General features: G+C 67.4%; 23 protein-coding genes. 6 read left to right on the forward strand and 17 right to left on the reverse strand.

The window, feature by feature from the left end:
* Positions 1 to 5 precede the first annotated feature (5 nt).
* Genes tolQ through ACSQ1W_RS14200 form a run of 10 tightly spaced genes read right to left on the reverse strand, consistent with a single transcriptional unit; the run spans position 6 to position 9,011 of the window.
* Entirely contained in the window at positions 6 to 779 is a 774-nt protein-coding gene (tolQ, locus tag ACSQ1W_RS14155; RefSeq protein ID WP_436044304.1) for a protein TolQ, read from the reverse strand.
* A 39-nt stretch (positions 780 to 818) separates the two neighbouring features.
* Positions 819 to 1,274, reverse strand: coding sequence for a tol-pal system-associated acyl-CoA thioesterase (gene ybgC, locus ACSQ1W_RS14160; RefSeq protein WP_436044305.1), 456 nt, complete (start codon positions 1,272 to 1,274; stop codon positions 819 to 821).
* 51 nt (positions 1,275 to 1,325) lie between these two features.
* The gene (ruvB, locus tag ACSQ1W_RS14165; protein WP_436044306.1) at positions 1,326 to 2,366 is read right to left on the reverse strand and encodes a Holliday junction branch migration DNA helicase RuvB; all 1,041 of its coding nucleotides are present in this window, start codon (positions 2,364 to 2,366) and stop codon (positions 1,326 to 1,328) included.
* Between the two features lie 41 nt (positions 2,367 to 2,407).
* Entirely contained in the window at positions 2,408 to 3,562 is a 1,155-nt protein-coding gene (locus tag ACSQ1W_RS14170; RefSeq protein WP_436044307.1) for a DUF418 domain-containing protein, read from the reverse strand.
* A 60-nt stretch (positions 3,563 to 3,622) separates the two neighbouring features.
* On the reverse strand, positions 3,623 to 5,545 hold the full coding sequence (locus tag ACSQ1W_RS14175) for a potassium transporter Kup (RefSeq protein WP_192272741.1): 1,923 nt from the start codon (positions 5,543 to 5,545) through the stop codon (positions 3,623 to 3,625).
* Positions 5,546 to 5,597: 52 nt separating this feature from the next.
* Positions 5,598 to 6,185: a Holliday junction branch migration protein RuvA gene (gene ruvA, locus ACSQ1W_RS14180; protein ID WP_436044308.1), complete on the reverse strand. Its 588-nt coding sequence runs from the start codon at positions 6,183 to 6,185 to the stop codon at positions 5,598 to 5,600.
* On the reverse strand, positions 6,182 to 6,703 hold the full coding sequence (gene ruvC, locus ACSQ1W_RS14185; protein ID WP_436044309.1) for a crossover junction endodeoxyribonuclease RuvC: 522 nt from the start codon (positions 6,701 to 6,703) through the stop codon (positions 6,182 to 6,184). Before ruvC ends, ruvA begins: the two co-directional genes overlap by 4 nt.
* A 9-nt stretch (positions 6,704 to 6,712) precedes the next feature.
* Positions 6,713 to 7,444, reverse strand: coding sequence for a YebC/PmpR family DNA-binding transcriptional regulator (locus tag ACSQ1W_RS14190; protein WP_192272747.1), 732 nt, complete (start codon positions 7,442 to 7,444; stop codon positions 6,713 to 6,715).
* Positions 7,445 to 7,501: 57 nt separating this feature from the next.
* Entirely contained in the window at positions 7,502 to 8,140 is a 639-nt protein-coding gene (locus ACSQ1W_RS14195; protein WP_436044310.1) for an esterase/lipase family protein, read from the reverse strand.
* Between the two features lie 43 nt (positions 8,141 to 8,183).
* Positions 8,184 to 9,011 carry a cupin domain-containing protein gene (locus ACSQ1W_RS14200; RefSeq protein WP_436044311.1) on the reverse strand — a complete coding sequence of 276 codons (828 nt, stop codon included), beginning with the start codon at positions 9,009 to 9,011 and terminating at the stop codon, positions 8,184 to 8,186.
* Between the two features lie 123 nt (positions 9,012 to 9,134).
* Here ACSQ1W_RS14200 and ACSQ1W_RS14205 point away from each other — a divergent pair, with 123 nt between their 5' ends.
* Complete coding sequence (locus tag ACSQ1W_RS14205; RefSeq protein WP_436044312.1) at positions 9,135 to 9,563, forward strand: organic hydroperoxide resistance protein; 429 nt, start codon at positions 9,135 to 9,137, stop codon at positions 9,561 to 9,563.
* A 44-nt stretch (positions 9,564 to 9,607) separates the two neighbouring features.
* A complete protein-coding gene (locus tag ACSQ1W_RS14210) occupies positions 9,608 to 10,549 on the forward strand; it encodes an alpha/beta fold hydrolase (protein ID WP_436044313.1) in 942 nt (313 codons plus the stop codon).
* Positions 10,550 to 10,888: 339 nt separating this feature from the next.
* Here the strand turns inward: ACSQ1W_RS14210 and ACSQ1W_RS14215 are convergent, their stop codons facing one another.
* The 4 genes from ACSQ1W_RS14215 to aspS are packed head-to-tail and all read right to left on the reverse strand — an operon-like array spanning position 10,889 to position 14,259.
* Positions 10,889 to 11,653, reverse strand: a complete 765-nt coding sequence (locus ACSQ1W_RS14215) for a hypothetical protein (RefSeq protein WP_436044314.1) — start codon at positions 11,651 to 11,653, stop codon at positions 10,889 to 10,891.
* 20 nt (positions 11,654 to 11,673) lie between these two features.
* Positions 11,674 to 12,183 (reverse strand): N-acetyltransferase family protein, encoded by a 510-nt coding sequence (locus tag ACSQ1W_RS14220; protein ID WP_436044315.1) that lies wholly within the window; start codon positions 12,181 to 12,183, stop codon positions 11,674 to 11,676.
* 2 nt (positions 12,184 to 12,185) lie between these two features.
* Positions 12,186 to 12,491 (reverse strand): DNA primase, encoded by a 306-nt coding sequence (locus ACSQ1W_RS14225; RefSeq protein ID WP_436044317.1) that lies wholly within the window; start codon positions 12,489 to 12,491, stop codon positions 12,186 to 12,188.
* 16 nt (positions 12,492 to 12,507) lie between these two features.
* Positions 12,508 to 14,259 (reverse strand): aspartate--tRNA ligase, encoded by a 1,752-nt coding sequence (gene aspS, locus ACSQ1W_RS14230; RefSeq protein WP_436044318.1) that lies wholly within the window; start codon positions 14,257 to 14,259, stop codon positions 12,508 to 12,510.
* Positions 14,260 to 14,409: 150 nt separating this feature from the next.
* Here aspS and ACSQ1W_RS14235 point away from each other — a divergent pair, with 150 nt between their 5' ends.
* Positions 14,410 to 15,333 (forward strand): DUF3011 domain-containing protein, encoded by a 924-nt coding sequence (locus ACSQ1W_RS14235; RefSeq protein ID WP_436044319.1) that lies wholly within the window; start codon positions 14,410 to 14,412, stop codon positions 15,331 to 15,333.
* A 9-nt stretch (positions 15,334 to 15,342) separates the two neighbouring features.
* On the opposite strand, the gene ACSQ1W_RS14240 is transcribed toward ACSQ1W_RS14235, so the two are convergent.
* Positions 15,343 to 15,966 carry a hypothetical protein gene (locus tag ACSQ1W_RS14240; protein ID WP_436044321.1) on the reverse strand — a complete coding sequence of 208 codons (624 nt, stop codon included), beginning with the start codon at positions 15,964 to 15,966 and terminating at the stop codon, positions 15,343 to 15,345.
* A gap of 235 nt (positions 15,967 to 16,201) precedes the next feature.
* On the opposite strand from ACSQ1W_RS14240, the gene ACSQ1W_RS14245 reads away from it, so the two are divergent.
* On the forward strand, positions 16,202 to 18,301 hold the full coding sequence (locus tag ACSQ1W_RS14245) for a phosphoglycerol transferase I (protein WP_436044322.1): 2,100 nt from the start codon (positions 16,202 to 16,204) through the stop codon (positions 18,299 to 18,301).
* A 43-nt stretch (positions 18,302 to 18,344) separates the two neighbouring features.
* Here the strand turns inward: ACSQ1W_RS14245 and ACSQ1W_RS14250 are convergent, their stop codons facing one another.
* Together ACSQ1W_RS14250 and ACSQ1W_RS14255 are read right to left on the reverse strand one after the other, a co-directional pair.
* Positions 18,345 to 18,677 (reverse strand): FmdB family zinc ribbon protein, encoded by a 333-nt coding sequence (locus ACSQ1W_RS14250; protein ID WP_436044323.1) that lies wholly within the window; start codon positions 18,675 to 18,677, stop codon positions 18,345 to 18,347.
* 59 nt (positions 18,678 to 18,736) lie between these two features.
* Positions 18,737 to 20,587, reverse strand: a complete 1,851-nt coding sequence (locus ACSQ1W_RS14255; RefSeq protein ID WP_436044324.1) for an ABC-F family ATP-binding cassette domain-containing protein — start codon at positions 20,585 to 20,587, stop codon at positions 18,737 to 18,739.
* Between the two features lie 204 nt (positions 20,588 to 20,791).
* On the opposite strand from ACSQ1W_RS14255, the gene ACSQ1W_RS14260 reads away from it, so the two are divergent.
* A complete protein-coding gene (locus tag ACSQ1W_RS14260; protein WP_436044325.1) occupies positions 20,792 to 23,182 on the forward strand; it encodes a TonB-dependent receptor plug domain-containing protein in 2,391 nt (796 codons plus the stop codon).
* A gap of 170 nt (positions 23,183 to 23,352) precedes the next feature.
* Positions 23,353 to 25,041: a YbaL family putative K(+) efflux transporter gene (gene ybaL / locus ACSQ1W_RS14265; protein ID WP_436044326.1), complete on the forward strand. Its 1,689-nt coding sequence runs from the start codon at positions 23,353 to 23,355 to the stop codon at positions 25,039 to 25,041.
* Positions 25,042 to 25,045: the final 4 nt, after the last annotated feature.

Here is a 25,045-nt window from a genome sequence, read left to right on the forward strand (position 1 = left end):
CCCGCTTACTCGCCCGAATTCTGGCGCTGGAGGATCGAGCTGAACTCCTCGGCGAAGCTTTCATAGCGCACGGCCAGCCGCTCGACGCGGGTGGTGAAGCGGTTGTAGGCCCACACGGCCGGAATGGCGACGAACAGACCGATGGCGGTGGCGAACAGCGCTTCGGAGATGCCCGGCGCGACGGCCGCGATACCCGCCTGCTCGCCACTGTTGAGCATGTCGTGCATGGTCACCATGATGCCGAACACCGTACCGACCAGGCCCACGTAGGGTGCCGTCGAACCGATGTTCGCCAGCAGTTCCAGGTTGCGTTCCAGCTGGTCGACTTCGCGCGTGTAGGTCACGCGCATGGCGCGCTGCGCGCCTTCGAGCTGCGCGCGACCATCGAGACCGCGCTTGTCGCGCAGGCGGGTGAATTCGCGGAAGCCCGCTTCGAAGATGGCCTCCAGGCCGGTGACCATGCGGTTGCGGTCGGCGGCGCCGGCGTAGAGTTTGTGCAGCTCGGCGCCGGACCAGAAGCGGCCTTCGAACTCGTCGGCATCGCGGTTGGCGGTCTTGAACACACGCCCCTTGCGGAAAATGATCACCCAGCTGATCACCGACCCGACCAGCAGCAACAGCACGATCAGCTGCACCGGCAGGCTCGCCTTGAGCATCAGGTCGATGTAGTTGATCCCGCTGTGCGTGGTGGCAGCGGCGGCCTCGGCAGCGGCGGCAGCCGTCTCGGGCGGCAATGCCTCCGTCACGACTTCCTGGAAGGCCAGCAGCGTTGCGATCATCCGTCGTTCCTCGTGTCTCGGTTCGTGGTGCGTATCGGGTTAAAGCGGCCGGCCCGGGGATTCGAGTCGACGGAACTCCTGGTACAACGTATCGGGCAGCCCGACGGGTTTGAACGTCGACGCGCGGAGCGCAGCGACCTTCACCTCCGCGGTCAGCAGGACCTCGCCGTCCCGTTCGATGGACTGGGCGAAGACCACGCTGGCCCGCTTGCACTCGTGGATGCGCGCGCTGACCTGGAGCAGATCGTCCAGCCGTGCGGGGCGCAGGAAATCCAGGCGCATCGAACGGACGGCGAACACCAGGTCGTGGGTTTGGCGCAATCGCTCTTGGGCGTAACCTCCGGCCCGCAACCACTCGGTACGGGTCCGTTCCAGGAAGGCGACATATTGCGCGTGGTACACCACGCCACCGGCGTCGGTATCTTCCCAATAGACGCGTGTCGGAAAGATGAACGGAGCCGCATCCCCGGCGATCGTCTTCGAATCAGTCGTCAAAGCATGCGCTCCCACACGGTGTGATGCATACCAACCTGTAACCAGTGAGGTCTAGAACAGTTCGCCCGATGCCTCGCCGGCCTCCGGCACCCGCCCTTTCGGCGTCAGCCCGAGGTGCAGGTAAGCCTTGCGGGTCGCCATGCGGCCGCGTGCGGTACGGATCAGGAACCCCTGCTGGATGAGGTAGGGCTCGATGACGTCTTCCAGCGTGCCCCGCTCTTCGCTGAGCGCCGCCGCCAGCGACTCGACGCCCACCGGTCCGCCGTCGAAGCTGTCGATGATGGTACGCAGCATGCGGCGGTCCAGCTCGTCGAAGCCTTCCGGGTCCACCTTCAGCATCTGCATGGCGGCCTGTGCGACATCCACGTCGATATGGCCGCTGGCCTTGACCTGGGCGTAGTCGCGTACACGCCGCAGCAGGCGGTTGGCGATGCGTGGCGTCCCGCGTGCACGGCGGGCGATCTCGGCGGCGCCTTCCGGCACGCAGTCCATGCCGAGGATGCGGGCCGAGCGCTGCACGATGCGGGTGAGCTCCTCGGGCGAGTAGAACTCCAGCCGCTGCACGATGCCGAAGCGGTCGCGCAGCGGCGCGGTCAGCAACCCCGCACGCGTGGTGGCGCCGATGAGGGTGAACGGCGGCAGGTCGAGCTTGATCGAACGCGCGGCCGGACCTTCGCCGATCATGATGTCGATCTGGAAATCTTCCATCGCCGGGTACAGCACTTCCTCGACCACCGGCGACAGGCGATGGATCTCGTCGACGAACAGCACGTCGTGCGGCTGCAGGTTGGTCAGCAGCGCGGCCAGGTCGCCGGCCTTCTCGATCACCGGGCCGGAGGTCACCCGCAGGTTCACGCCCAGCTCGTTGGCGATGACATGACTCAGCGTGGTCTTGCCGAGCCCAGGCGGCCCGAAGATCAGCACGTGGTCCAGCGCCTCGCCCCGTCCCTTCGCCGCCTGGATATAGATGTCCAACTGTTCGCGGACCGGCTTCTGGCCGAGGTACTCGTCCAGTCGCTTGGGGCGGATGCTGGCCTCGATGGCGTCGTCTTCGCGCGTGGCGGACGAATCGATGATGCGGTCGGCGGTCATGCGCCCATTATGACGGACGGATTCGTCCCGCGGCCGCTCGATCAGGCCGCGACGGCATCGTTGGCCCTCGACCCGCGTGTCAGTCGCAGGTATGACCTGTGCCACAGCCATTCCAGCGGACCCCGCTTCGCATGTCGTTGCCACAGGTGGGCGAACAGCATCACGCAGGCGGCGACAAGGAGGTAGATCCCCACCGTGGCGGGAACCGACCAGGCCTCAGGTACACGGCGCGCCAGACCCAGGCCCCAGTCGTAGCACAGCGCCGACGCCAGCAGGTTCTGCAGCACGTAGCCGCTCAGGGCCATGCGACCCACCTCGGCGAGGCGGCGCCCGAGTGCGCCCGGCCGTGGACGGCGATGGAAGGCCTGCGCCACCGCCGCAAACAGGCCCATCGCGACGAACGGCGCCGTGCCGTAGCGGCCGGCCATGATGCCGGCATCGCCGCCGAACACGCCCAGCGCCATGTCGATGGGCCAGGCCACGCCGAGCCCCAGCACGATCAGCCAACGGCGCAGGCGCGCGCCCCGCGCTTCGAACACCCCCGCCTCCAGCAACCGCGCACCCAGCAGGAACAGCGCCACGCTCATCGGTGCGATGAAGAACATCTCTTCGCGGAACAACCAGACGTTATCGACGCGCGACTGCACCATGTCCCACCAGCCCGATCCGGTGGCGGCCGTCACCCCGCTCGGCATGTCGCCATCGAAGAACGCCAGCACCAGCACCACGAGGCCGAGGAACAGGAAATGCACGCCGGCGGCGACCCCCAGCCATGCGGTCCTGCCACGGTTTCCCAGCCGCAGCATGAAGGCCACGACCACCGAGGTGATCGCATAGCCCATCAGCACGTCGAACTCGACGACGAACAGGTAGTTCAGCACGCCGTCGACGAACAGCAGCGCGGCGCGCACCAGATAGGGGCCGGGCCAGCGGATGCCCGCGGCGAGCGCGGACCGCTGCTGCAGGACGATGCCCATACCGAACATCAGCGCGAGCAGGCCGAGAAACTTGCCCTGGGTCAGCTGTTGCAGGGCCAACGTGCCCCAATGCATGTCGTCGGACTGGCCCCAGCCTGTCGCGAGATAGCCGAGCAGGCCACCCGGGTACATGAAGATCCAGATATTGGTGCCCAGCGTGCCGAGGATCGCGATGCCCCGAAGGACATCGAGCACGATCAGGCGGTCATGCGGTGGCATCCGGCGTCCTTGCGTGAGCGGTGACCGAGTGTACGGCACCGCCTTGCGCGCGACGCGGGGTCAGATCTCGACCTGCGCGCCCAATTCCACGAGCCGATTGCCGGGAATCCGGAAGAAGCCGGTCGCCGGCGCGGCGTTGCGGTGCATGACCGCGAACAGCTTGTCGCGCCAGATAGGCATGCCGCGGCGACGGATGGCGACCACGCTTTCGCGGCTGGCGAAATAGGTGGTGTCCATCGGATCGAAGTAGATGCCGCCCTTGTCGCACGAACGCATCAGCGCCGCCGGCACGTCCGGCGTCTCCATGAAGCCATAGCGCACGATTACGCGATAGAAGTCGTCGCCGATCGATTCGATCTTCAGCTTCTTCGCCGGCGGCGCGTACGGCACCGTCAGCGTCTCGACCGTCAGGAACACGTTGCGCTCGTGCAGCACCTTGTTGTGCTTGAGGTTGTGCAGCAACGCATGCGGCACCATGCCGGTCTGCGCGGTCAGGAACACTGCCGTGCCCGGCACGCGCACCGGCGGCGCCAGCATCAGGCCCGGCAGGAACGTATCCAGCTGGATGCCGTCCTTGCGGATCTCGGCGGTCAGCAACTCGCGGCCACGGCGCCACGTGCGCAGCAGGGTGAACAGGATCGTGCCCAGCACCACCGGGAACCAGCCGCCCTGCAGGATCTTCGCGCCGTTGGCGATCACGAAGGCGACGTCGGCGACCAGGAACAGCGCGCACAACGGCAACACCCAGCGGCGCCACTTCGGCCACAGCGCGCGCGCCACGATGGCCAGCAGCAGCGTGTCGATCAGCATGGTGGCCGACACCGAGATGCCGTACGCGGTCGCCAGCGCCGAGGAGCTGCGGAACGCCAGCACCAGGCCGATGACGATGATCATCATCATCCAGTTGATGCCCGGGATGTAGATCTGGCCGATGGTGTCGTGCGAGGTGTGCTTGATGTGCATGCGCGGGATGTAGCCGAGCTGCATCGCCTGGCGCGCAATGGAGAAGCCGCCGGTGATGACCGCCTGCGAGGCGATCACGGTGGCCGCGGTGGCCAGCACGATCATCGGGATGCGCCCCCACTCCGGCACGCCGATGTAGAACGGATTCTTGATTGCGGCCGGGTTCTCGAGGATCAGCGCGCCCTGCCCCAGGTAGTTCAGCATCAGCGCCGGCAGCACGAACCAGTACCACGCCAGCCGGATCGGACGCGCACCGAAGTGGCCCATGTCCGTATAGATGGCCTCGCCGCCGGTCACCGCCAGCACCACGGCGCCCAGGATGAAGATGCCGTGCCAGTGGTGGGTAAGGAAGAAGTTGACCGCCCACACCGGATTGATCGCATGCAGCACTTCGGTCTCGTGGGTGATGTTGATCACCCCCAGCACCGCCAGCACCAGAAACCAGGTCACCGTGATCGGGCCGAATACCTTGCCCACCTTGGCGGTGCCGAACCGCTGGGTGGCGAACAGGCTGACCAGCACCACCAGCGTGATCGGCACGATCCAGCTGTGCATCTGCGGCGCGACCACTTCCAGTCCTTCCACGGCCGACAGCACCGAGATGGCCGGCGTGATGACGCCGTCGCCGAAGAACAGCGAGGCACCGAAGATGCCGAGGATGCCGACCAGGTAGGCCGAGCGCGACCCCTTCGCGAGGCTCCGCTGGGCGAGCGCCATCAGCGCCATGATGCCGCCCTCGCCTTCGTTGTCGGCCCGCATGATGATGGTCACGTACTTCACCGTGACCACCATGGTCAGCGCCCAGAACACCAGCGACAGCACGCCGAGCACGGTGTCGTGGTCGGCGACCAGACCATAGTGGCCAGAGAACGCCTCCTTCAGGGTGTACAGCGGGCTGGTGCCGATGTCGCCGAACACCACGCCGATGGCGCCGATGACCAGGGTGGCGAGACTGGCGTTGCCGTGCCCGTGGTGATGCCCATGGGGAGCGGACGACGCGGAATGCGAAGGGGTGGACATGGCGGCCGGCAGGGTAGCGCTGGAGAAGTGAAGGGATGCTCTAGAGCGACGGTCAGCGCAGCGCGGCCTGCAGGGCCTTGCGGATGATCATCGCCGTATCGTCGCCTGGCGCGGTGGCGTCGCGCGCCATCCGCGTGGCTTCGGCCGGCTTGTAGCCGAGCTGCTGCAGGGCGATGGTCGCCTCGGACTGCGGGTCGACCGGCAGCGCGGTGATGCCGCCCACGCCCGTGCCCATCAGGTCCGCCGCGCGGTCACGCAGCTCCACCACCATCCGCTCGGCGGTCTTCTTGCCGATGCCGGGGATGCGCGTCAGCGCCGTGATGTCGCCGGCCTGCACCATGCGCGCGAACTCGTCCACGCTGGCACCGGACAGCACGGCCAGCCCGATCTTCGCGCCGATGCCGGTGACCTTCTGCACGTCACGGAACAGCCGGCGCTCGCCTTCGCGCAGGAAGCCGTACAGCGACACGCTGTCTTCCTTCTGCGCGTAGTGGGTGAACAGCAACACCTCGCGCCCCACGTCCGGCAGGTCGTAGAAAGTGCTCATCGGCGCTTCCAGCTCGTAGCCCACGCCGCCGACATCGATCACCAGCCAGGGCGGCGACTTGTACGCCAGGATGCCGCGCAGACGTCCGATCATTTCCTGCTCCAGGCCAGTTGCGAACTCACGCCCAGCCGTTTGGCGGTGGCGCGTACATGTGCGTGGGTGATGGCGACGGCCAGCGCATCGGCGGCATCGGCCTGCAGCTTGCCGTGCAGATTCAGCATGATGCCGACCATGTGCTGGATCTGGGACTTCTCGGCGCTGCCGCGGCCGACCACGGCCAGCTTCACTTCCTTGGCGGCGTACTCGTGCACCGGCAGGTCGCGCAGCACCACCGCGCTGATGGCGGCGCCGCGCGCCTGCCCCAGCTTCAGGGCCGAATCGGGATTGCGCGCCATGAAGACTTTCTCGATGGCCACTTCGTCCGGCTGCCAGGTCGCGATGGCCTCGGTAAGACCGTCCAGCAGGCGGCGCAAGCGTTGCGGGAAATCGTCCGCGCCCAGCAGCACCAGCGGCGCGTGGTGGACATGCGTGACCTTGCCCGCTGCATCGACATCGATGATGCCGATGCCGGTGCGCTGCGAGCCGGGATCGATGCCGAGGATGCGGGTCACAGGATCGGCTTACGCGTACGCGTCGGCGCCCAGGTCGGCATTGGAATAGACGTCCTGCACGTCGTCCAGGTCTTCCAGCATGTCCAGCAGCTTCTTCACCTGCAGCGCGGTCTCGCCTTCCACGCTGATGTCGTTGTCGGCGCGGTAGGTGGTCTCGGCATGGTCCGGAGCCAGGCCGGCTGCCGTCATCGCATCCTTCACGGACTGGAAGGCATCGGGCGTGGTGACCACGTCGATGGAGCCGTCGTCCGGGTAGACGACGATGTCGTCGGCGCCCGCTTCGATGGCGGCCTCGGTGATCTTCTCTTCGTCCGCACCGGGCGCGTAGCTCAGCACGCCCAGGCGCTTGAACATGAAGGCTACCGAGCCCTCGGTGCCCATGTTGCCGCCGTGCTTGCCGAAGGCGTGGCGCACTTCGGCCACGGTGCGCACGCGGTTGTCGGTCAGGCAGTCGACGATCACGGCGACGCCGCCGGGCGCATAGCCTTCGTAGCGGATCTCCTCGAAGACCACGCCTTCCAGTTCACCGGTCGCCTTCTTGATGGCGCGCTCGATGACGTCCTTCGACATGTTGGCCGCCAGGCCCTTGTCGACGGCCACGCGCAGGCGCGGATTGTTGGCGGGCTCACCGCCACCGGCGCGTGCCGCCACGCCGATCTCACGGATGATCTTGGTGAAGATCTTGCCCCGTTTGGCATCGGTGGCGTTCTTGCGGGCTTCGATCGACGGGCCTCTGCCCATGGGAACTTCCGGAGTGCACTGACGAGGGCGCGGATTATACGCGCCCGCACACGGACGTCAGTCGACGACCCGGAAGCGGCCCTCGCGCAGGAAGCAGGCCGCCTGCCGGGCTGCCTCCGCGGAGAAGACCAGGCCCGTGTGGCTGGACGCCACGACGCAGTGGTCCGCCAGGCCCGGCAGCCGCGTCTCGTCCAGGCCCACCGTGCCGTCGGATTCGCCATCGAAGCGGGTGAGCAGCCGTCCGATACCCCGCGCGACATTGCCGGCCACCATGCCGACCGGCACGCGCCCACTCCAGGGCGGACAACCCGCCTGCAGCAACGCACCGCTGCGCCCCAGCACCGGTGCCGTCCAGGGCGAGCGCCCCAGGCTGCGTGCCGTGTTGCTGCCGCACAGGGGTGAACCGAGGCATACAAGACGTTGCACGGGCAGGCCCGGCGTGCGGCGCAGCGCCTCCAGGCCGATCAGCCCCCCCAGGCTGTGGCCGACCAGATGCACCGCCGCCCCGGCCTTCAGTCGCGTCGTAAGCGCGGCGATGGCGGGCTCCGGCCCACCGAGAATGCTCGGATAACCGAACGCCTCGACTTCGAAGCCCTCCTGCCGCAGGCGGCGCGCCAGCGGCGCCAACCATGACTTCGCATTCCAGATGCCATGCACCAGCACCACGCGTGGGAGAGAGGTCGATCGTCCTGTCATGCGACGGAGTGTCGACGAAGCGGGATGCACTTGCCAGCCGCGTTCAGTGCACCGCCTGCTGGCGCTTCCACTCGCGCGGCGACAGCCCACTATGCGCCTTGAAGGCGCGCGACAGCGCCGCCTCGCTGCCGTAACCCACGTCCGACGCCACCACCTTCAGCGGTTTGCCGCGCCGTAGCGCCTGCTGCGCCAGGCCCACGCGCCAGCCCTGCAGGTACTGCCCGGGCGTCAGCCCCAGCGCATCACGGAACGTGTTGGCGAAGACCGTGCGCGACAGCCCGGCCACGCGCGCCAGTTCCTCCAGCGTCCAGTCCTTCGCCGGCGCTTCGTGCATGGCGACGATCGCGTTGCGCAGGCGTGGGTGCGACAACCCGGCCAGCATGCCGCCCTTCACCTCGCCGGTTTCCATCAGCTGGCGCAGCACCTGGATCATCACCACCTCGAACAGGCGGTTGACCAGCGCGGTGCGCCCGCAACGCTGGGTGAAGGCCTCTTCGAACAGCAGCGCCAGCACGTCCTGGGCGCCGTGCAGGCTGGCCAGCGGCACGCACACCACATCCGGCAGCGCGGCGCTGATCGGGTTCTGCGCACCACCCTCGAACCGCACGCTGGCGCAGGCCATGTCCGCACCCCGCTCCTCGTCACTGACGAAGCGGTGCGTCAGCGCGCGCGGATAGAGCAGCAGGCTGGGCGTATCGATGCGCAGCGACGTCGTGCCATGGAACACCTCCAGGGGCCCGCGCTGGATCAGGTGCAGTTGGCCGACGCCGGGCTCGGCCTCCAGCGTGTTGACGCCGCACAGCGCACCGGCATGGAACACCGCTGCGCTGACGGAAAAGCGTTCCAGCAGGACCGCAAGGCGATCGACCACGGAAGTACTCCCGATCAAGTTTTCAGGATTCTATATCACCTTACGTACGTGGTGGCGGCGCAAAGTACACCTCACCGGACGGCCACCCGCCGGACCACCCCCCAACCCACCCAGGAAACCGCCATGTCCATCGAAAAGATTCTCTACACCGCCACCGCCACCGCCTCGGGCGGCCGCGAAGGCCAGGCCACCTCGTCCGACGGCGTGCTCGACGTCAAGCTGTCCACCCCGCGCGAGCTGGGCGGCGCCGGCGGCGACGGCACCAACCCGGAACAGCTGTTCGCGGCCGGCTGGTCGGCCTGCTTCCTGGGCGCGCTGAAGTTCGTCGCCGGCAAGCAGAAGGTCGCCCTGCCTTCGACCACCACCGTCACCGGCAAGGTCGGCATCGGCCCGATTCCCACCGGTTTCGGCATCCAGGCCGAACTGACCATCGCCGCGCCTGGCGTGGACCGCGCGCAGCTGCAGGCCCTGGTCGACGCCGCCCACATCGTCTGCCCCTACTCCAACGCCACGCGCGGCAACATCGACGTGACGCTGGTGATCGCCGACTGACCCCTCTCCTTCCTGACCCACCACCTTTCGCAGGAACCACCATCATGAACGTCTTCTCCCGCACCCTCGCCGTCACCCTGCTGGCCGTCGCCACCCAGGCCAGCCTCTCCGCCCACGCGGCGCCAGCCACCGCGCCGGTCGCGGTCGAGCGCACCGCCAGCACGCTCACCACCGCCGACGGCGTGCAGCTCTACTACAAGGACTGGGGCCCGAAGAACGGCCCGGTCGTCACCTTCAGCCACGGCTGGCCGCTGTCCTCGGACAGCTGGGAATCGCAGATGATCTTCCTGGCCTCCAAGGGCTACCGCGTGGTCGCCCACGATCGCCGTGGCCACGGCCGCTCCAGCCAGCCCTGGGACGGCAACGACATGGACCACTACGCCGACGACCTGGCCACCGTGATCAACACGCTGGACCTGAAGGACGTCACCCTGGTCGGTTTCTCCACCGGCGGTGGCGAAGTGGCGCGCTACATCGGCCGCCACGGCACCGCGCGGGTCAAGAAGGCCGTGCTGATCAGCGCTGTCCCGCCGCTGATGCTGAAGACCGCCGACAATCCGGGCGGCCTGCCGATCGAAGTCTTCGACGGCATCCGCAAGGGCTCGCTGGACAACCGCGCGCAGCTCTACAAGGACATCGCCTCGGGCCCGTTCTACGGCTTCAACCGTCCGGGCGCGAAGGTCTCGCAGGGCCTGATCGACAGCTGGTGGGCGCAGGGCATGCAGGGCGGCCACAAGAACACGTACGACTCGATCGCCGCGTTCTCGGCCACCGACTTCCGCGCCGACCTGAAGAAGTTCGACATCCCCACCCTGGTCATCCACGGCGACGACGACCAGATCGTCCCCATCGACGCCGCCGGCAAAGCCTCCGCCGCGCAGATCAAGAACGCCAAGCTGATCGTCTACCCCGGCGCCCCGCACGGCCTGACCGACACCCACAAGGACCGCGTCAACCAGGACCTGCTCGACTTCCTGCAGAAGTAAGAACAGACGCACAAACAGCAACGGCCGCTCACGCGGCCGTTTGCTTTTGGTTTCGCTCCATCCCGATGCGCCAGCGAGTCCCCCAGACCCGAAGGGCGGCGGACAAGGATGTCCGCCGTTTTCCACCTCGCCAGGAAGGCGAGTCGGAGAATCCCGACAGCACCCGAGTCATGGGATTGCTTCGTCGGGGTGTGGCCTTTCTTTTGGTGACTTTTCTTTGGCCAGACAAAGAAAAGTTACCCGCTAGACCGAAGGGCTAGCGGAAGCCTTGTCTCCAATACCCAGCGAACGAAGAGCACAGTCGTAGCGACGCGACCGTTTCCGCGCATGCGCGGCAGGTCAACAAGGCAACGCCGTCAGCGTGCTGCCAGCAGAGTGCAGCACCGCATTGAGAATACGCGTCGTCACCCGCGCCCGATTGGCCAGAATGTCGGTGAGCAAGGCCAACAGCATGCCGAGCCAGACCGCGTAGCCGTAGCCGCTGTAGTCGCTGAAAACGATAGTCCGTACCCAGTCCTGGTTGAACAGGTAGAACGATGTCGAGATGCCGACGGATGCCAGCAAGATGACGGCAGGCACGAGCAACTGCCACGTCGCCGAGGCTTTTCGCCACGCAACCACGCCCAACATCAGGAAGACCAACGCGTTGGTCCCGGCGAATATCCGCACCTCGCGCTGCAGGTGGTCGGCGGTATGCATGTAAGCGCGTTGGATCAGCGCCTCGAGGCGAAGATCCCAACTCGCGAGGCGCTCCAGTCGGGCATCGATTCCGGCGACGGCCTGATCCCTCGCGCGAGCACGGCAGGCGCAAGCCGGATCCGCCATGGCATCGACCGTGGACGACACCCGTTCCGACAAGGCTTCCTTCATGCGGCGCAATTGCGCGGTTTCGTCGGCATGCGTGGCCATTGCCTTGCGCGCCAGTCCGGCCAACGCGCTGTCGGACGCTGCATCGAGGCGCGCCTGCGTACGACGCTCGACCTCCGCCACCAGCAAGGTGCGGGCGGATGCCTCGATCACGTGCGGGCGCACCATCGACAACGTCCAAAGCATCGCAAACACGACGAAACCGCACACCGCTACGGCAAGCAGGCAACGTCTCACGACGACGCCTGCCGGCGGCCTCACGCAGGGCGCCTCAGGATGAACTCGTCATCCAGCGTCTTCCCGACCGCGAACTTGTACCCGCCCACGCGCGAGAATCCCTGCCGCTCGTAGAACCGCTGCGCGCCGAAATTCTCCGACCACACCCCGATCCACAACGTCCGCGGCCCGTCCTTCAACAACCACTGCTCGACTTCGGCGAACAGCTTGCCGCCCCACCCGCCGTTCTGGTGCGAACCCAGCACATACAGCCGCTTCAACTCGCCATCGTTCTTCACCACCTCAGCGTGCGGCAACCCGCACGGCCCGGCAGCCGCGTGACCCACCGCCACGCCATCGTCTTCCAGCAGCCAGACCGCGTAATCCGGGTGCGAAAGGATGACGCGCTGCTTGTCGACGTCATAGGCATCGGCGAGGAACGCCGCCAGATCCTCGGCCGGATACAGGTGACCGAAGGTCTCGGTGAACGTGCGCGACGCCAGATCCGACAGGACCGTGGCGTCATCGACGGTGGCACGACGGATCCGCACGCTTACGCGTCCTCTTCTTCCTCTTCTTCCTCTTCGTCTTCGTCCGCCTCGTCTTCCTCGTCGGCGTCCTCGTCTTCTTCCTCTTCGTACTCTTCTTCGTCTTCTTCTTCGTAATCGTCTTCGCCGAAGTCCTCGCCGTCCCAACGGCCTTGGCCATCCGGCACGAAGGTCACGGCCATCGCCGCCGGCGACGTGCCGACGCGCACCAGCCAGCCACCGAACACGCGCGCACGCTCAGTCACCAGCGCCGCATCGGCGCCTTCATTGCCCAGGCGTTCCCACTCCAGCGAAAAAGCAACTTCGGTCATTTCTTGGTTCTCTCGATCAGTCTTTCTTGGGGCGCACTTGAATGTGCACTTCCGCCAGTTGCTCATCCGGAATCGGCGACGGCGCGCCGGTCATCAGGCATTGCGCGCTGGTGGTCTTGGGGAACGGGATGACGTCACGGATCGATTCCGTGCCGGCCATCAGCGCGGCGATGCGATCGATGCCGAACGCGATGCCACCGTGAGGCGGCGCGCCGAAGCGCAACGCGTCCAGCAGGAAGCCGAACTTGGCTTCCGCTTCCTCGGCACCGATCCCGAGCAGTTCGAACACCGTGCTCTGCATCTCGGGGCGGTGGATACGGATCGAACCGCCGCCGATCTCGTTGCCGTTCAGCACCATGTCGTAACCGCGCGACACGGCCGTCTTCGCGTTGGCGCGCAGGTCGGCGATGTCGTCCACCGCCGGCGCGGTGAAGGGGTGATGCAGGGCGACGTAGCGCTGCGCTTCGTCGTCGTACTCGAACATCGGGAAATCGGTGACCCAGAGCGGCGTCCAGCCGTCCTGCACCAGGCCGAAGTCCTTGCCGGCCTTCAGGCGCAAGGCGCCCATGAAGTCGCTGACCTTGTTGTAGCCGCCCGCGCCGAAGAACACGATGTCGCCGTTGCCGGCGCCGACGTGCTTCACCAGCGCCGCGAAGGCGTCCTCGGCGAAGAACTTCTGGATCGGCGAGCTGACCGCGCCGGCGTCGTCGATCTTGATGTAGGCCAGGCCCTTGGCGCCGTACTTGGCGGCATGCGCGGCGTACTCGTCGATCTGCTTGCGGCTCAGCGACGCGCCGCCCGGGATGCGCAGCGCGGCGACGCGGCCGTCCGGATCATTGGCAGCGCCGGTGAACACGGCGAACTCGCTGGACTTCACCAGCTCGGCCACGTCGACCAGCTCCAGCGCGATGCGGAGATCCGGCTTGTCCGAGCCGTAACGGCGCATCGCCTCGGCCCAGGTCATACGCGGGAACGGGTTGGCCAGCTCGACGTCCATCACTTCCTTGAAGATGTCGCGGATCATGCCTTCGACCGCGTCCTGCACGTCGCGCTCGCGCACGAAGGCGAACTCCATGTCGAGCTGGGTGAACTCGAGCTGGCGGTCGGCGCGCAGCGCTTCGTCGCGGAAGCAGCGCGCGATCTGGTAGTAGCGGTCGAAGCCGGCCACCATCAGGATCTGCTTGAACAGCTGCGGCGACTGCGGCAGCGCGTAGAACTCGCCGGGATGCATGCGCGCCGGCACCAGGAAGTCGCGCGCGCCTTCCGGCGTGGCCTTGGTCAGGATCGGCGTCTCGATGTCCTGGAAGCCGCGTGCGTCCAGCCAGCGGCGCAGCGCCTGCACCAGGCGGATGCGGGTGCGCTGCTTGCGCTGCATGTCGGGGCTGCGCAGGTCCAGATAGCGGTACTTCAGGCGAACGTCTTCGCCCGGGTTCTCGTGGTGGTGGAACGGCAGCGGCTCGGCCTTGTTGAGCACCGTGATGCCGGTGGCGATCACTTCCACCTGGCCGGTGCGGATCTTGGTATTGACGGCCTCACGCGCACGCACGACACCCTCGACCTGCAGCACGTCCTCGTACCCCAGCGACGCGGCGACCTTGAAGACCTCGGCGTTGGACGGATCCACCGTCACCTGCACGATGCCTTCGTGGTCACGCAGGTCGATGAAGCAGACGCCGCCGAGGTTGCGGGCGACGTCGGTCCAGCCGCACAGGGTCACGGTCTGGCCGATCATGGCCTCGTCGACGAGGCCGCAGAAATGGGTACGCATGGGAACTCCAGGGGGTCATCCGGCATCGCCGGAAGGGGTGCGACGGCCATCGGCCGTCCTAGCCGGCTAGTTTACCCGGTCCCCCGGCCCGCCTCCGCTCCGGATTAACATTCCCGGCGTATGCTGGCGCCTCCCCAGGAGGGTGCCGCCATGAAGAAGCCGTTGTTGCAGTCCGTTTTCGTACTGTTGCTGGCCCTGGCGGCCGGCAGCGCTACCGCCCAGATCGCGCCGAAGGCCTACGCGCCGGAGAACTTGCGCACGCTGTCGGTGCAGGACCAGACCCGGGTGATCAGCCTGGAGTACTCGGAACAATCCCGCGGCCGCCGCATTCCGGACGACCAACTGCGGTTCTATCTGGACCAGGTCAACCGCTCCAACTGGACCTTCAGCCGCATCAAGCAGGACATCGCCCAGTCGCTGGGCGGCAACAACGGGGGCTGGAACCCCAACCCGCCGCCCTCCGGCGGCCAGGTCACCTGCGAAAGCAAGGACAACCGCCGCCGCGAATGCCAGACCGGCTTCCGCCGCAATGCCGTGCTCGTGCAGAACCTGTCCGGCACGCGCTGCGTCGAAGGCCAGAACTGGGGCAGCGGCAACGGCACGGTCTGGGTGGACCGCGGCTGCCGTGGGCGCTTCGCCGAAGGCAACTCGGGCGGTGACTGGGGCGGCGGCAACGGCGGCGTGGTGAAGTGCGAGAGCGCGAACGGCGCCTATCGCGAGTGCCGCACCAGCTTCCGCGGCCGTGCGGTCATCCAGCGCAACCTGTCCTCGACGCGCTGCACCGAGAACCAGAACTGGGGCCAGCGCCAGGGCATGGTCTGGGTGCGCAGCGGCTGCCGCGCCGAGTTCCGCGACTCGGGCACCGGCTGGGGGGGCGGCAACAGCGACTACAGCGTCACCTGCAGCAGCGACGACAACCGTCGCAGGACCTGCGCCTACGATGCCCGCCAGGGTCGGCCGATCCTGTTGCAGCAGTTGTCCAACAACAGCTGCCGGGAAGGCTACAGCTGGGGCTATGCCGGCAACCAGGTGTGGGTGGACCGTGGCTGCCGCGGCCGCTTCGGGCCGCGCTGACGCCTGGGCTCAACCCTCGTCGTCGGCGCCCCACGGCGCCGGCGGCAACGCGACCGGCGCGGTGAGATCGAACTCCACCCGGAACAACCGGCCGTTGGGGCGACTCAACTCGTAGACGAAGGTCTTCGCCGGCACCAGCTCCATCGCCCAGGTGTTCGTCACCGAGGCCGCCAACCCTTCCCGCTCGAACATCGCGATGGATTCGGCGTCCACGGGGAATGCCTGGCGCTGCGGCGTTCCCGCCACCGCCGTGTCGCCGCCGTACATCGTCACCGGATCCGGGCTGCCGTCTTCATGGCGATGGTCGTGCTTGAGCCGCAAACCGTTCGCCGTGCGCGTGAGCACCCAGGTGCGCGAATGATCGTCGCCCACATGGAAGGGCACGCGGATCTCCCGCGTGGGCGCATCGCAGCCGCGCACGTGCATGACCAGCGTCTTGCCTTCGAACGGATCGGGTGTCGTGGATGCGGGCTGGTTCGCCGTGATGCGGCCGGCGTAGGCCTTTCCGCAATGCGCGGCCAGGGATGCGAGGAACGCATCCGACGGCGGCGGCGCCTCCTTGCCATGCGCCGATGCTGCTGCGCTCAAGGCCAGCAATGCATATCCACCTTTCATCCACACGGTCCGCTTCATTCAGTTTCCCCACGCTGGTGCAATGTCCCTTTATACCGCGCGATGCAGGCCCGTCACAGGCGCGAACGACGCTGAGCATCCGGACGCGATGCGTGCATGACGACATCATGTTCAGTTTGCCCATGGCAGCGTCGGCACATCCATGTTTCAGGGGATTGACCGACTCATGACGTTTTTGCGACCGCACGCGCCCTCGCGGGCAAGGAGCCGCGCAACGATGCGGGAGGGCTGAACGATGTCCCTCTGGCTTGTTCCGTGCTCGCTTCTGCTCGCCTGCCTGCTGATGGCGTCGCCGCGCCGGCGCCGCGTCAAGGCAGCAGCATTCTGTGTGTGGCTGCTGTCGCTGGCGGTGTGGTGGCTGGTGGATCGCCTGAGCGGCGACGGCATCAATGCCGCCACGCTCTACCACCTGCAGACCGGCCTGAAAGGCGCCGGCATCGCGGAATTCCGCAACGTCATCGCGGTGTTCGCCGTGTTCGCCGCGCTCGCCGTGGCCTCGTTGCTGCTGTTGCGCGTACGCCGCTTCCAGATGCGCCGTCACGGCGGATGGCTGTCGGCAGCCTTCGCCGCCACCTTCATCGCAGCGGTCGTGGGCAGCCCCGTCTTCGCCGATGGCCTGCGACTCTACCGGGCCACGCTGCCGACCGACGTCACCGCCGTGTCGGCGGAATACGTCATCCCACACGCCCCCGTGGAGCGCACGCGCAACATCGTCTGGATCTACGGCGAGAGCCTCGAGCGCACGTACCTGGACCAGAAGGTCTTTCCGGATCTGATGCCGCATCTCTCGCGCCTGGCGGGACAGGCAGCCGACTTCCGCGGCATCGCATCGCCGGAAGGCAGCGGCTGGACCATCGCCGGGCTGGTGTCCTCGATGTGCGGCGTGCCGCTGACGACCGCGCGCGGCGACGAGAACAGCATGGGCCGCATGGGCCGATTCCTGCCCGGCGCGTACTGCCTGGGCGACTACCTGAAACAGCAGGGCTACCGCCTGCATTTCAGTGGCGGTGCGGATGCCTCGTTCGCCGCGAAGGGCAGCTTCCTCGCCAGCCACGGCTTCGACCGGATCAAGGAACGCGGCTACTACGAGAAGGCGGGCGTGGCGCGCGAGCACTTCTCGGACTGGGGCATCCACGACGACGTGCTGCTCGACGACGTGTTCGCCGATTTCATGAGCCTGTCGGCGCGCGGCGCGCCCTTCATGCTCACCACGCTGACGATGGATACGCACCACCCCGCCGGCCACCTGCCGGTGTCGTGCAAGGGTGAGCGCTACGAGAGCCGTCATGGCGACGTCGGCCTGCTCAACGCACTCAAGTGCACCGACCGGCTGATTTCTTCGCTGGTCGACAGGATCCGCAACAGCCCGTATGCGCAGGACACCCTCATCGTCATCGCGTCCGACCACTTGGCCATGCCGAACGACCTCAGTGGCGTGCTGGCGGACATGCCGCGTGAAAACCTGCTGCTGATGCTGGCGCCCGACCTGCCCGCCGGCCAGATCGACCGTGGCGGCAGCACGCTCGACACCGGCGCGACGGTCCTGCAGATGCTCCATCCGCAGCAGACCGCGCTGGGCTTCGGCCGTTCGCTGCTGGCGGATCAGCCGAGGGATGGTGCGAGCCTCGCCGCCCGCGATGGCGATGCGTCGGGGTATCGCCCCTACCTGGGTTACGCGCGCCAGCTGTGGATGGGGCGCGACACCGGCACGCTGCGCATGGAAGGCGACCACGTGGTGGTGGGCGACCAGCAGATCCGCCCGCCGGTGATGCTGGAGTACGACAAGACCTGGAACATCAGTTCGATCGTGCTCGAGGATGCGCCGCGCCAGTTCATGCGCGACCCCGACAACGTGCTCGCCTACATCGATCGCTGCACGGCGTTCGAGGACGCCCTGCCGCTGGGCGAATGGTGTGCGCTGCTGGTCGATCGCAACAACGACCTGAAGCTGTATGCCGATGCGGATCTCGCGCGCGGCGTGAAGATCGATACGCCGCTCGAAGTCAGCAACGAACCGCGCCCGCGACCGCGCCGGCCGCTCACGCTGAGCCAGGAATCGCGCCGCATGCTGGCGGGGCAGTACCAGGTGCGGCTGCGCCCGCAGCGGCTGCCCAGCCACCCGTTCTGGCTGGAAGCCGTGTCGGCGGATGGCAAGGTGATCCATGCCCGCGAGTGGGTGAATGTGGTGCCGGGTGCCGGCGGCCAGATCCGCCTGCCGATGTGGCTGGACACCGCCGTGGACGACCTGGTGATCCGCGCGTGGCTGGACTACACGGAGGAGATGCCCCTGGAGGGCATCGCCATGACCCGCGTCTCGGGCCGTCCGCGCTCCTGACCGCACATGCGCGCTGCCTGATGCGCGGCGCTCTCCGGCGTCCTTACTCGGCTGCCGGCTTCGCGGCGCTGGGCTTGGCGTCGGTCTTCGATGGTTCGCTCTTGGCCGCAGGCGCCGACTCGGTCGAAGGCTTGGAGTCGCCCGACGGCTTGGCGCCCTCGCCGCCATCGGCGAGGTTGCGCTTCTTGTCGCCGTCCTTCTTGAAGTCGGTCTCGTACCAGCCGCTGCCCGCCAGACGGAACGACGGCGCGGTCAGCTGCCGCTTCACCGCCTGCGCGCTGCACGCCGGGCAAGTATCGGGGTCCGGGTCGGACAACTTCTGCAGGCGGTCGAAACTGTGGCCGCACTGGGTGCATTCGAAGGCGTAGATGGGCATGGCGGTCGATCGGTAACCTGGATAAGCGTGGGCTGTTGTGGGGTTGGGGCGCGCGTGAATCAAGCCTCGTCGTACAGCGCCGACCAGGCCTCCTCGGCCTTGGACAGCTGCTGCTGCAGCGCTTCGCGGTCCCGGCCCAAGCGTGCGGCGAGGTCGGCATCGGCGTAGCTGCTCGGGTCCGCGAGCTGCGCGTCGAGATCGGCCAGCTTGCCTTCCAGTTCGGCGACCTTGGCTTCCGCGGCGGCCAGCTTCACCGGATTGACCTTGCGCGCAGGGGCCGGCGCGGTCTTCGGTGCTGGTGCCGGTTCGCTGCGCAGCGGCTTGCTGCCCTGCGCCGAGGCGCGCGTGCGCAGCCAGGCCGCGTATTCGTCGAGATCGCCGGCAAAGGGTTCGACCACGCCGTCGGCCACGCGCCAGAACGTGTCGCAGACCAGGCCGATCAGGTGGCGATCATGCGACACCATCACGATGGCGCCGTCGAAATCGCTGAGCGCTTCGGCCAGCGCCTCACGCATTTCCAGGTCGAGGTGGTTGGTCGGTTCGTCGAGCAGCAGCACGTTCGGCTGCTGCCACGCGATCAGCGCCAGCGCCAAGCGCGCGCGTTCGCCACCGGAGAAACCATCGACCGGCTCGAACGCGCGGTCGCCCGGGAAGTTCCACTTGCCCAGGAAGTCGCGGAACGACTGGTTGCTGGCGTCCGGCGACAGGTCGCGGAAATGGTCCATCGGCGACTGGCCCTCGTGCAGCGACTCCACCGTGTGCTGCGCGAAGTAGCCGATGCGCAGGTCCGGATGCGCCATGCGATCACCCGCCATCACCGCCAGTTCGCCCACCAGCGTCTTCACCAGCGTGGTCTTGCCGGCGCCGTTCGGGCCGAGCAGGCCGATGCGCTGTCCGGCCTCGAGGCCGAAACCGACGTCGTGCAGGATCACCGCGCCGGGACCGTAGCCGGCCTCGACGTGGTTCAGGCGGATCAGCGAGAACGGCAGCTTGGCCGGCTCGGCGAACTCGATGCGGAACTCGCGCTCGGCGCGCACCGCCTCGGTACCGGCGAGCTTGGCCAGGCGCTTCATGCGGCTCTGCGCCTGCGCCGCCTTCGAGGCCTTGGCCTTGAAGCGGTCGATGAAGCTCTGCAGGTGGGCGCGCTCGGCCTGTTCCTTCTCGTGCGCGATCTGCTGCTGGCGCAGCTGTTCGGCGCGCTGGCGTTCGAAGTCGGTGTAGCCGCCGGTGTACAGCTTGGCGCCGCCACCGTGCAGGTGCAGCGTGTGGGTGGCGACGTTGTCGAGGAACTCGCGGTCGTGCGAGATCAGCAGCAGCGTGCCGGGGTACTTCAGCAGCCACTGCTCCAGCCAGAGCACCGCGTCCATGTCGAGGTGGTTGGTGGGTTCGTCGAGCAGCAGCAGGTCGCTGGGCATCATCAGCGCGCGCGCCAGATTCAGGCGCACGCGCCAGCCACCGGAGAACGACGACACCGGCCGTGAATGCGTATCGGCCGGGAAGCCGAGGCCGTGCAACAGCTTGCCCGCGCGGGCTTCGGCGTCGTAGGCGCCGAGTTCGGCCATCTTCTGGTGCGCGTTGGCGACCGCTTCCCAGTCCTCGCGCGCACTGGCGTCGGCTTCGGCCTGCAGCACTGCGGCGACTTCGGTATCGCCGCCGAGCACGAAGGTCAGCGCGGGATCGGGCAGCGAGGGGGTTTCCTGCGCCACGCTGGCGATGCGTACCTTGCCGGGCAGGTCGAGATCGCCCTTGTCCGCTTCCAGTTCGCCCTGGACGGCGGCGAACAGGCTGGATTTGCCCGCGCCGTTGCGACCGACCACGCCCACGCGATAGCCGGCGTGCAGGGTCAGGTCGACGTTGGACAGCAGCAGGCGCTCGCCGCGGCGGAGCGCGAAATTACGAAGGGCAATCAAGAAACAACCTACGGGGATTTGGGGGGACGCGGCCGCGTAGTTTATCGATAGCGCACCTTCTCACACTTGTTAACAAAGCATTGACATGCCCTTTCCACCCCTGTAACCAGAACAGGTAGCACCTAAGTCCATGGTTTCAAAGGAAACTTTGCAAGCCCTGATCCACTTGAAGTCGCACTTCGCAGTCCTTCCCGGAGCTCCCCCATGACCCGCACGCTGTCGCCCCTGACCCTCGCCATCAGCCTGGCCCTGGTCGCCCCCGCCGCTTTCGCGCAGGAATCGGCCCCCGCCGACGCCCGCACGCTGGACACCCTGATCGTCACGGGTACCCGCGTCTCCGACCGCACGGTCGCCGAATCCCAGTCGCCCATCGACATCATCACGCCGGAAGTCCTGCAGTCGACCGGCACCACGGAACTGGCCACCGCGCTGGCCCGCGCCCTGCCCTCGCTGAACTTCCCGCGTCCGGCCGTCACCGACGGCACCAGCGGCGTGCGCCCGGCGCAGTTGCGCGGCCTGTCGCCCGACCAGGTCCTGATCCTCGTCAACGGCAAGCGCCGCCACATCTCGGCGCTGGTCAACGTCAACGGCAGCATCGGCCGCGGCTCGTCCGCGGTGGATCTCAACGCGATCCCGGTGTCGGCGATCGAGCGCGTGGAAGTGCTGCGCGACGGCGCGTCCGCGCAGTACGGCTCCGACGCCATCGCCGGTGTCGTCAACATCGTGCTGAAGGGCGCCGGCAAGGGCGGCAGCTTGGCGGTCGACGTGGGCGGTTACTCCGCCGGCGACGGCGGCAATACGCAGCTCTCCGGCGATGCCGGCGTGTCGTTCGGCGATGGCCGCGGCTTCGTGCATGTCGCCGGGCAGCTGACCCAGCAGGACAAGACCGATCGTGCCGGGCCGTACCAGGGCACCTCGCCCAACACCGGCAATAACCCGGCGATCGGCCAGGTCGCCTTCGTTTACGGCGATCCGAAGGTGGACGCGGGCGCGGTGTCGGCGAACGCCGGTTTCGACTTCAGCGACAACGTCTCTGCCTACGCCACCGCCATCGCCAGCAACCGCGACATCGTCTCGTTCGCCTTCTACCGCTCGATCGGCCACAACGCACTCGTGCCGCAGGTGTATCCGGACGGCTACGTGCCCGAGATCAACCAGTTGTCGCAGGACCGCTCGCTGGTCGCCGGCATCAAGGGCGACACCGAAAGCGGCTGGAAGTGGGACGTCAGCTACAACTACGGCTACAACCACCTGAAGTTCTACACCCAGAACAGCATCAACTACAGCCTGGGCGTGAACAGCCCGCGACGCTTCTACGACGGCGCGCTCGAGTACACCCAGAACGTGCTGAATGCCGACGTCAGCAAGCCCCTGGAGATCGGACTGGCCTACCCGGCGACGCTGTCGTTCGGCGCCGAGTACCGCCAGGAGAAGTGGAACCAGTCGCCGGGCGAGCTTAATTCTTACACCGGCAGCGGCGCACAGGGCTTCGCCGGCTTCACCCCGGCCAACGCCGTGCATTCGGATCGCGACAGCTACGCGGCCTACGTGGGCCTGGAAGCCGACCTCACCGAGAAGTTCTCCGCCGGCATCGCCGGACGCTACGAGGACTATTCCGACTTCGGCAGCGAGGTGTCGGGCAAGCTGTCCGCACGCTACGCCTTCACCGATGCGGTGGCGCTGCGCGCCACGGTCGCCAGCGGCTTCCGTGCACCGGCGCTCGCGCAGCAGTACTACCAGGTGGTGACCTCGCAGTACAACGCCTCGCTCGACCGCTTTTTCGAATCCGGCACCTTCCCCGCGACCGGCGCCGTCGCGCAGGCGCTGGGCGCCGATCCGCTGACCGCGGAGACCTCGCTGTCGTACGGTGTGGGCCTGGTGCTGCAGCCGATCGATCGCCTGTACGTGACCATCGACGCGTACCAGATCGACATCGACGACCGCATCGTGCTGTCCTCCAACCTGCTGCTGGGCGGCAACGCCGCGGCGCAGGCGCTGCTGTCCAGCCTGGGCGTCAACGGCGTCACCAGCGCGCGCTACTTCACCAACGCCGCCGACACCCGCACCCGCGGTATCGACGTGATCGCGCAGTACACGGTGCCGTTCGAGAACAGCAGCCTCGCCCTGACCGCGGGCTACAACCATAACAAGACCGAGATCCAGCGCATCGCGCCGAATCCCGCCGAACTGACCGCGCTGGGCGCGAACCTGTGGCGCATCGGCCGCGACGAACAGGGCCGCATCGAAGAGGGCTATCCGCGCGACAAGACCACGCTGACGGCAGCATGGAAGCTGGCCCGCTGGGACTTCACCTTCGGCGCCACCCGTTACGGCGAGTTCACCACGCGCATCAGCGAGACCGGCAATCCCGCCAACGACCAGACCTATGGCGCCAAGTGGATCCTGGACGCGTCCACCAGCTACCGTCCGAGCGAGAACTGGACGCTGACGCTGGGTGCGGACAACCTGCTGGACGAGTACCCGGACCGCACCATCTTCCCGAACGCGAACAGTGGCCAGTTCCCCTACAGCAGCCAGTCGCCGGGCGGCTTCAACGGCGCGTACGTCTACGGGCGCATCGCCTACAGGTGGTAACGGGCCTCATCGCCTGAGCGCTCCGGAACGCCCCGCCCCGCGCGGGGCGTTTCCGTTGTGGCGGCAGCGGAATGCGCTGTGCGCCGCGATGGACGCGCGCGACCAGCGTTTGCCGCAGGGTGTCCGCATCGGCGACACTCGACCCCCATGCAGAGGAAGAACGCCCGTCGATGCATCATGACACCGACCTGATCAACATCATCGCGGTGGGCCTGGCCCTGGCCTTCGTGCTGGGGGCGATCGCCCACAAGCTGCGCTTCTCGCCGCTGGTCGGTTATCTGGTCGCCGGCATCTTCGTCGGTCCGTTCACCCCCGGCTTCGTCGCCGACCAGGAACTCGCCACCCAGCTGTCCGAACTCGGCGTGATGCTGCTGATGTTCGGCGTAGGCCTGCATTTCTCGCTGGAAGACCTGCTGGAAGTGAAGGCGATCGCCATTCCAGGCGCGATCGTGCAGATACTGGTCGCCACCGGCCTCGGCTGGGCGCTGGCGTGGGGCATGGGCTGGACGCCGCTCAACGGGTTCGTGTTCGGCCTGGCGCTGTCGGTGGCCAGCACGGTGGTGCTGCTGCGCGCGATGGAGGAGCGGCGCCTGCTGGAAACCAAGCGTGGCCGCATCGCCGTGGGCTGGCTGATCGTCGAAGACCTGGCGATGGTGCTGGCGCTGGTGATGCTGCCGGTGCTGGCCTCCACCTTCGGACCCGAGAACGGCGGCGAGCAGGCGACGTTCGGTCGCTTCGCCGTCGAGATCGCCTGGACCTTCATCAAGCTCGGCGCCTTCGTCGCCTTCATGCTGCTGGTCGGCCGTCGCGCCATCCCGTGGACGCTGGAGAAGATCGCCGCCACCGGCTCGCGCGAGCTGTTCACGCTGTCGGTGCTGGCCATCGCGCTGGGCGTGGCGTTCGGCTCGGCGATGCTGTTCGGCGTGTCGTTCGCGCTGGGCGCGTTCTTCGCCGGCATGCTGCTCAACGAGTCGGAACTCAGCCACAAGGCCGCCAACGACTCGCTGCCGCTGCGCGACGCGTTCGCGGTGCTGTTCTTCGTCTCGGTGGGCATGCTGTTCAACCCGGCGATCGTCGTGGCGCATCCCTGGCAGGTGCTGGCCACGTTCGGCATCATCGTGCTGGGCAAGTCGGTGGCCGCCTACTACATCGTCAAGGCGTTCAAGCATCCCACCGGCACGGCGCTGACGATCTCGGTCAGCCTGGCGCAGATCGGCGAGTTCTCCTTCATCCTCGCCGCACTGGGCGTTTCGCTGAAGATCCTGCCGCCCGAGGGACGCGACCTGATCCTCGCCGGCTCGCTGCTGTCGATCATCGCCAACCCCTTCCTGTTCACCTGGCTGGACCGCTGGCAGAAGAAGCAGGAAGCCCTGGCCCCCGCACCGGCTGCACCCGAAGTGCCGCCGGGCCCGTCGCTGGACGTTACCGACCACGCCATCATCATCGGCTACGGCCGCGTGGGCAGCGAACTGGCGCGCGTCCTGCGCGACCGCGGCGTGCCGCTGATCGTGATCGACGACAACGGCGACCACGTCGCGCGCGCGCACGATGCCGGCATCCCGGCGATCCGCGGCAGCGCCGCCGCCGATCGCGTGCTGGCCGAAGCGCACCCGGAGCGCGCCAAGATCGCGGTGCTGGCGATTCCGCAACCGCTGGAGGCCGGCGAGGCACTGGCCAAGCTGCGCGCCATCAACCCCGGCCTGACGCTGCTCGCACGGGCGCACAGCGAGGGCGAGGTGAAACACCTGCTGGAACACGGCGCCGACGGCGCGGTGCTGGCCGAACGCGAACTGGCGTTCTCGCTGGCGGAAATGGTGATGTCCACGCCCCCCTACCGCCCGCAACGCGCGACGGCCTGAGGCC

Source organism: Pseudoxanthomonas sp. LjRoot143 (assembly GCF_964252945.1).
Lineage (GTDB): Bacteria > Pseudomonadota > Gammaproteobacteria > Xanthomonadales > Xanthomonadaceae > Pseudoxanthomonas_A.

What these genes read in the sequence shown, in the direction of transcription:
- ACSQ1W_RS14245 (WP_436044322.1), top strand. Translation starts at nt 16,202, where the DNA reads ATGTCCCTCTGGCTTGTTCCGTGCTCGCTTCTGCTCGCCTGCCTGCTG.
- ACSQ1W_RS14235 (WP_436044319.1), top strand. Translation starts at nt 14,410, where the DNA reads ATGAAGAAGCCGTTGTTGCAGTCCGTTTTCGTACTGTTGCTGGCCCTG.
- ACSQ1W_RS14240 (WP_436044321.1), bottom strand. Translation starts at nt 15,966, where the DNA reads ATGAAGCGGACCGTGTGGATGAAAGGTGGATATGCATTGCTGGCCTTG.
- ACSQ1W_RS14225 (WP_436044317.1), bottom strand. Translation starts at nt 12,491, where the DNA reads ATGACCGAAGTTGCTTTTTCGCTGGAGTGGGAACGCCTGGGCAATGAA.
- tolQ (WP_436044304.1), bottom strand. Translation starts at nt 779, where the DNA reads ATGATCGCAACGCTGCTGGCCTTCCAGGAAGTCGTGACGGAGGCATTG.
- ACSQ1W_RS14250 (WP_436044323.1), bottom strand. Translation starts at nt 18,677, where the DNA reads ATGCCCATCTACGCCTTCGAATGCACCCAGTGCGGCCACAGTTTCGAC.
- ACSQ1W_RS14260 (WP_436044325.1), top strand. Translation starts at nt 20,792, where the DNA reads ATGACCCGCACGCTGTCGCCCCTGACCCTCGCCATCAGCCTGGCCCTG.
- ACSQ1W_RS14170 (WP_436044307.1), bottom strand. Translation starts at nt 3,562, where the DNA reads ATGCCACCGCATGACCGCCTGATCGTGCTCGATGTCCTTCGGGGCATC.
- ruvB (WP_436044306.1), bottom strand. Translation starts at nt 2,366, where the DNA reads ATGACCGCCGACCGCATCATCGATTCGTCCGCCACGCGCGAAGACGAC.
- ACSQ1W_RS14190 (WP_192272747.1), bottom strand. Translation starts at nt 7,444, where the DNA reads ATGGGCAGAGGCCCGTCGATCGAAGCCCGCAAGAACGCCACCGATGCC.
- ACSQ1W_RS14195 (WP_436044310.1), bottom strand. Translation starts at nt 8,140, where the DNA reads ATGACAGGACGATCGACCTCTCTCCCACGCGTGGTGCTGGTGCATGGC.
- ruvA (WP_436044308.1), bottom strand. Translation starts at nt 6,185, where the DNA reads ATGATCGGACGTCTGCGCGGCATCCTGGCGTACAAGTCGCCGCCCTGG.
- ACSQ1W_RS14205 (WP_436044312.1), top strand. Translation starts at nt 9,135, where the DNA reads ATGTCCATCGAAAAGATTCTCTACACCGCCACCGCCACCGCCTCGGGC.
- ybaL (WP_436044326.1), top strand. Translation starts at nt 23,353, where the DNA reads ATGCATCATGACACCGACCTGATCAACATCATCGCGGTGGGCCTGGCC.
- ACSQ1W_RS14175 (WP_192272741.1), bottom strand. Translation starts at nt 5,545, where the DNA reads ATGTCCACCCCTTCGCATTCCGCGTCGTCCGCTCCCCATGGGCATCAC.
- ACSQ1W_RS14210 (WP_436044313.1), top strand. Translation starts at nt 9,608, where the DNA reads ATGAACGTCTTCTCCCGCACCCTCGCCGTCACCCTGCTGGCCGTCGCC.
- aspS (WP_436044318.1), bottom strand. Translation starts at nt 14,259, where the DNA reads ATGCGTACCCATTTCTGCGGCCTCGTCGACGAGGCCATGATCGGCCAG.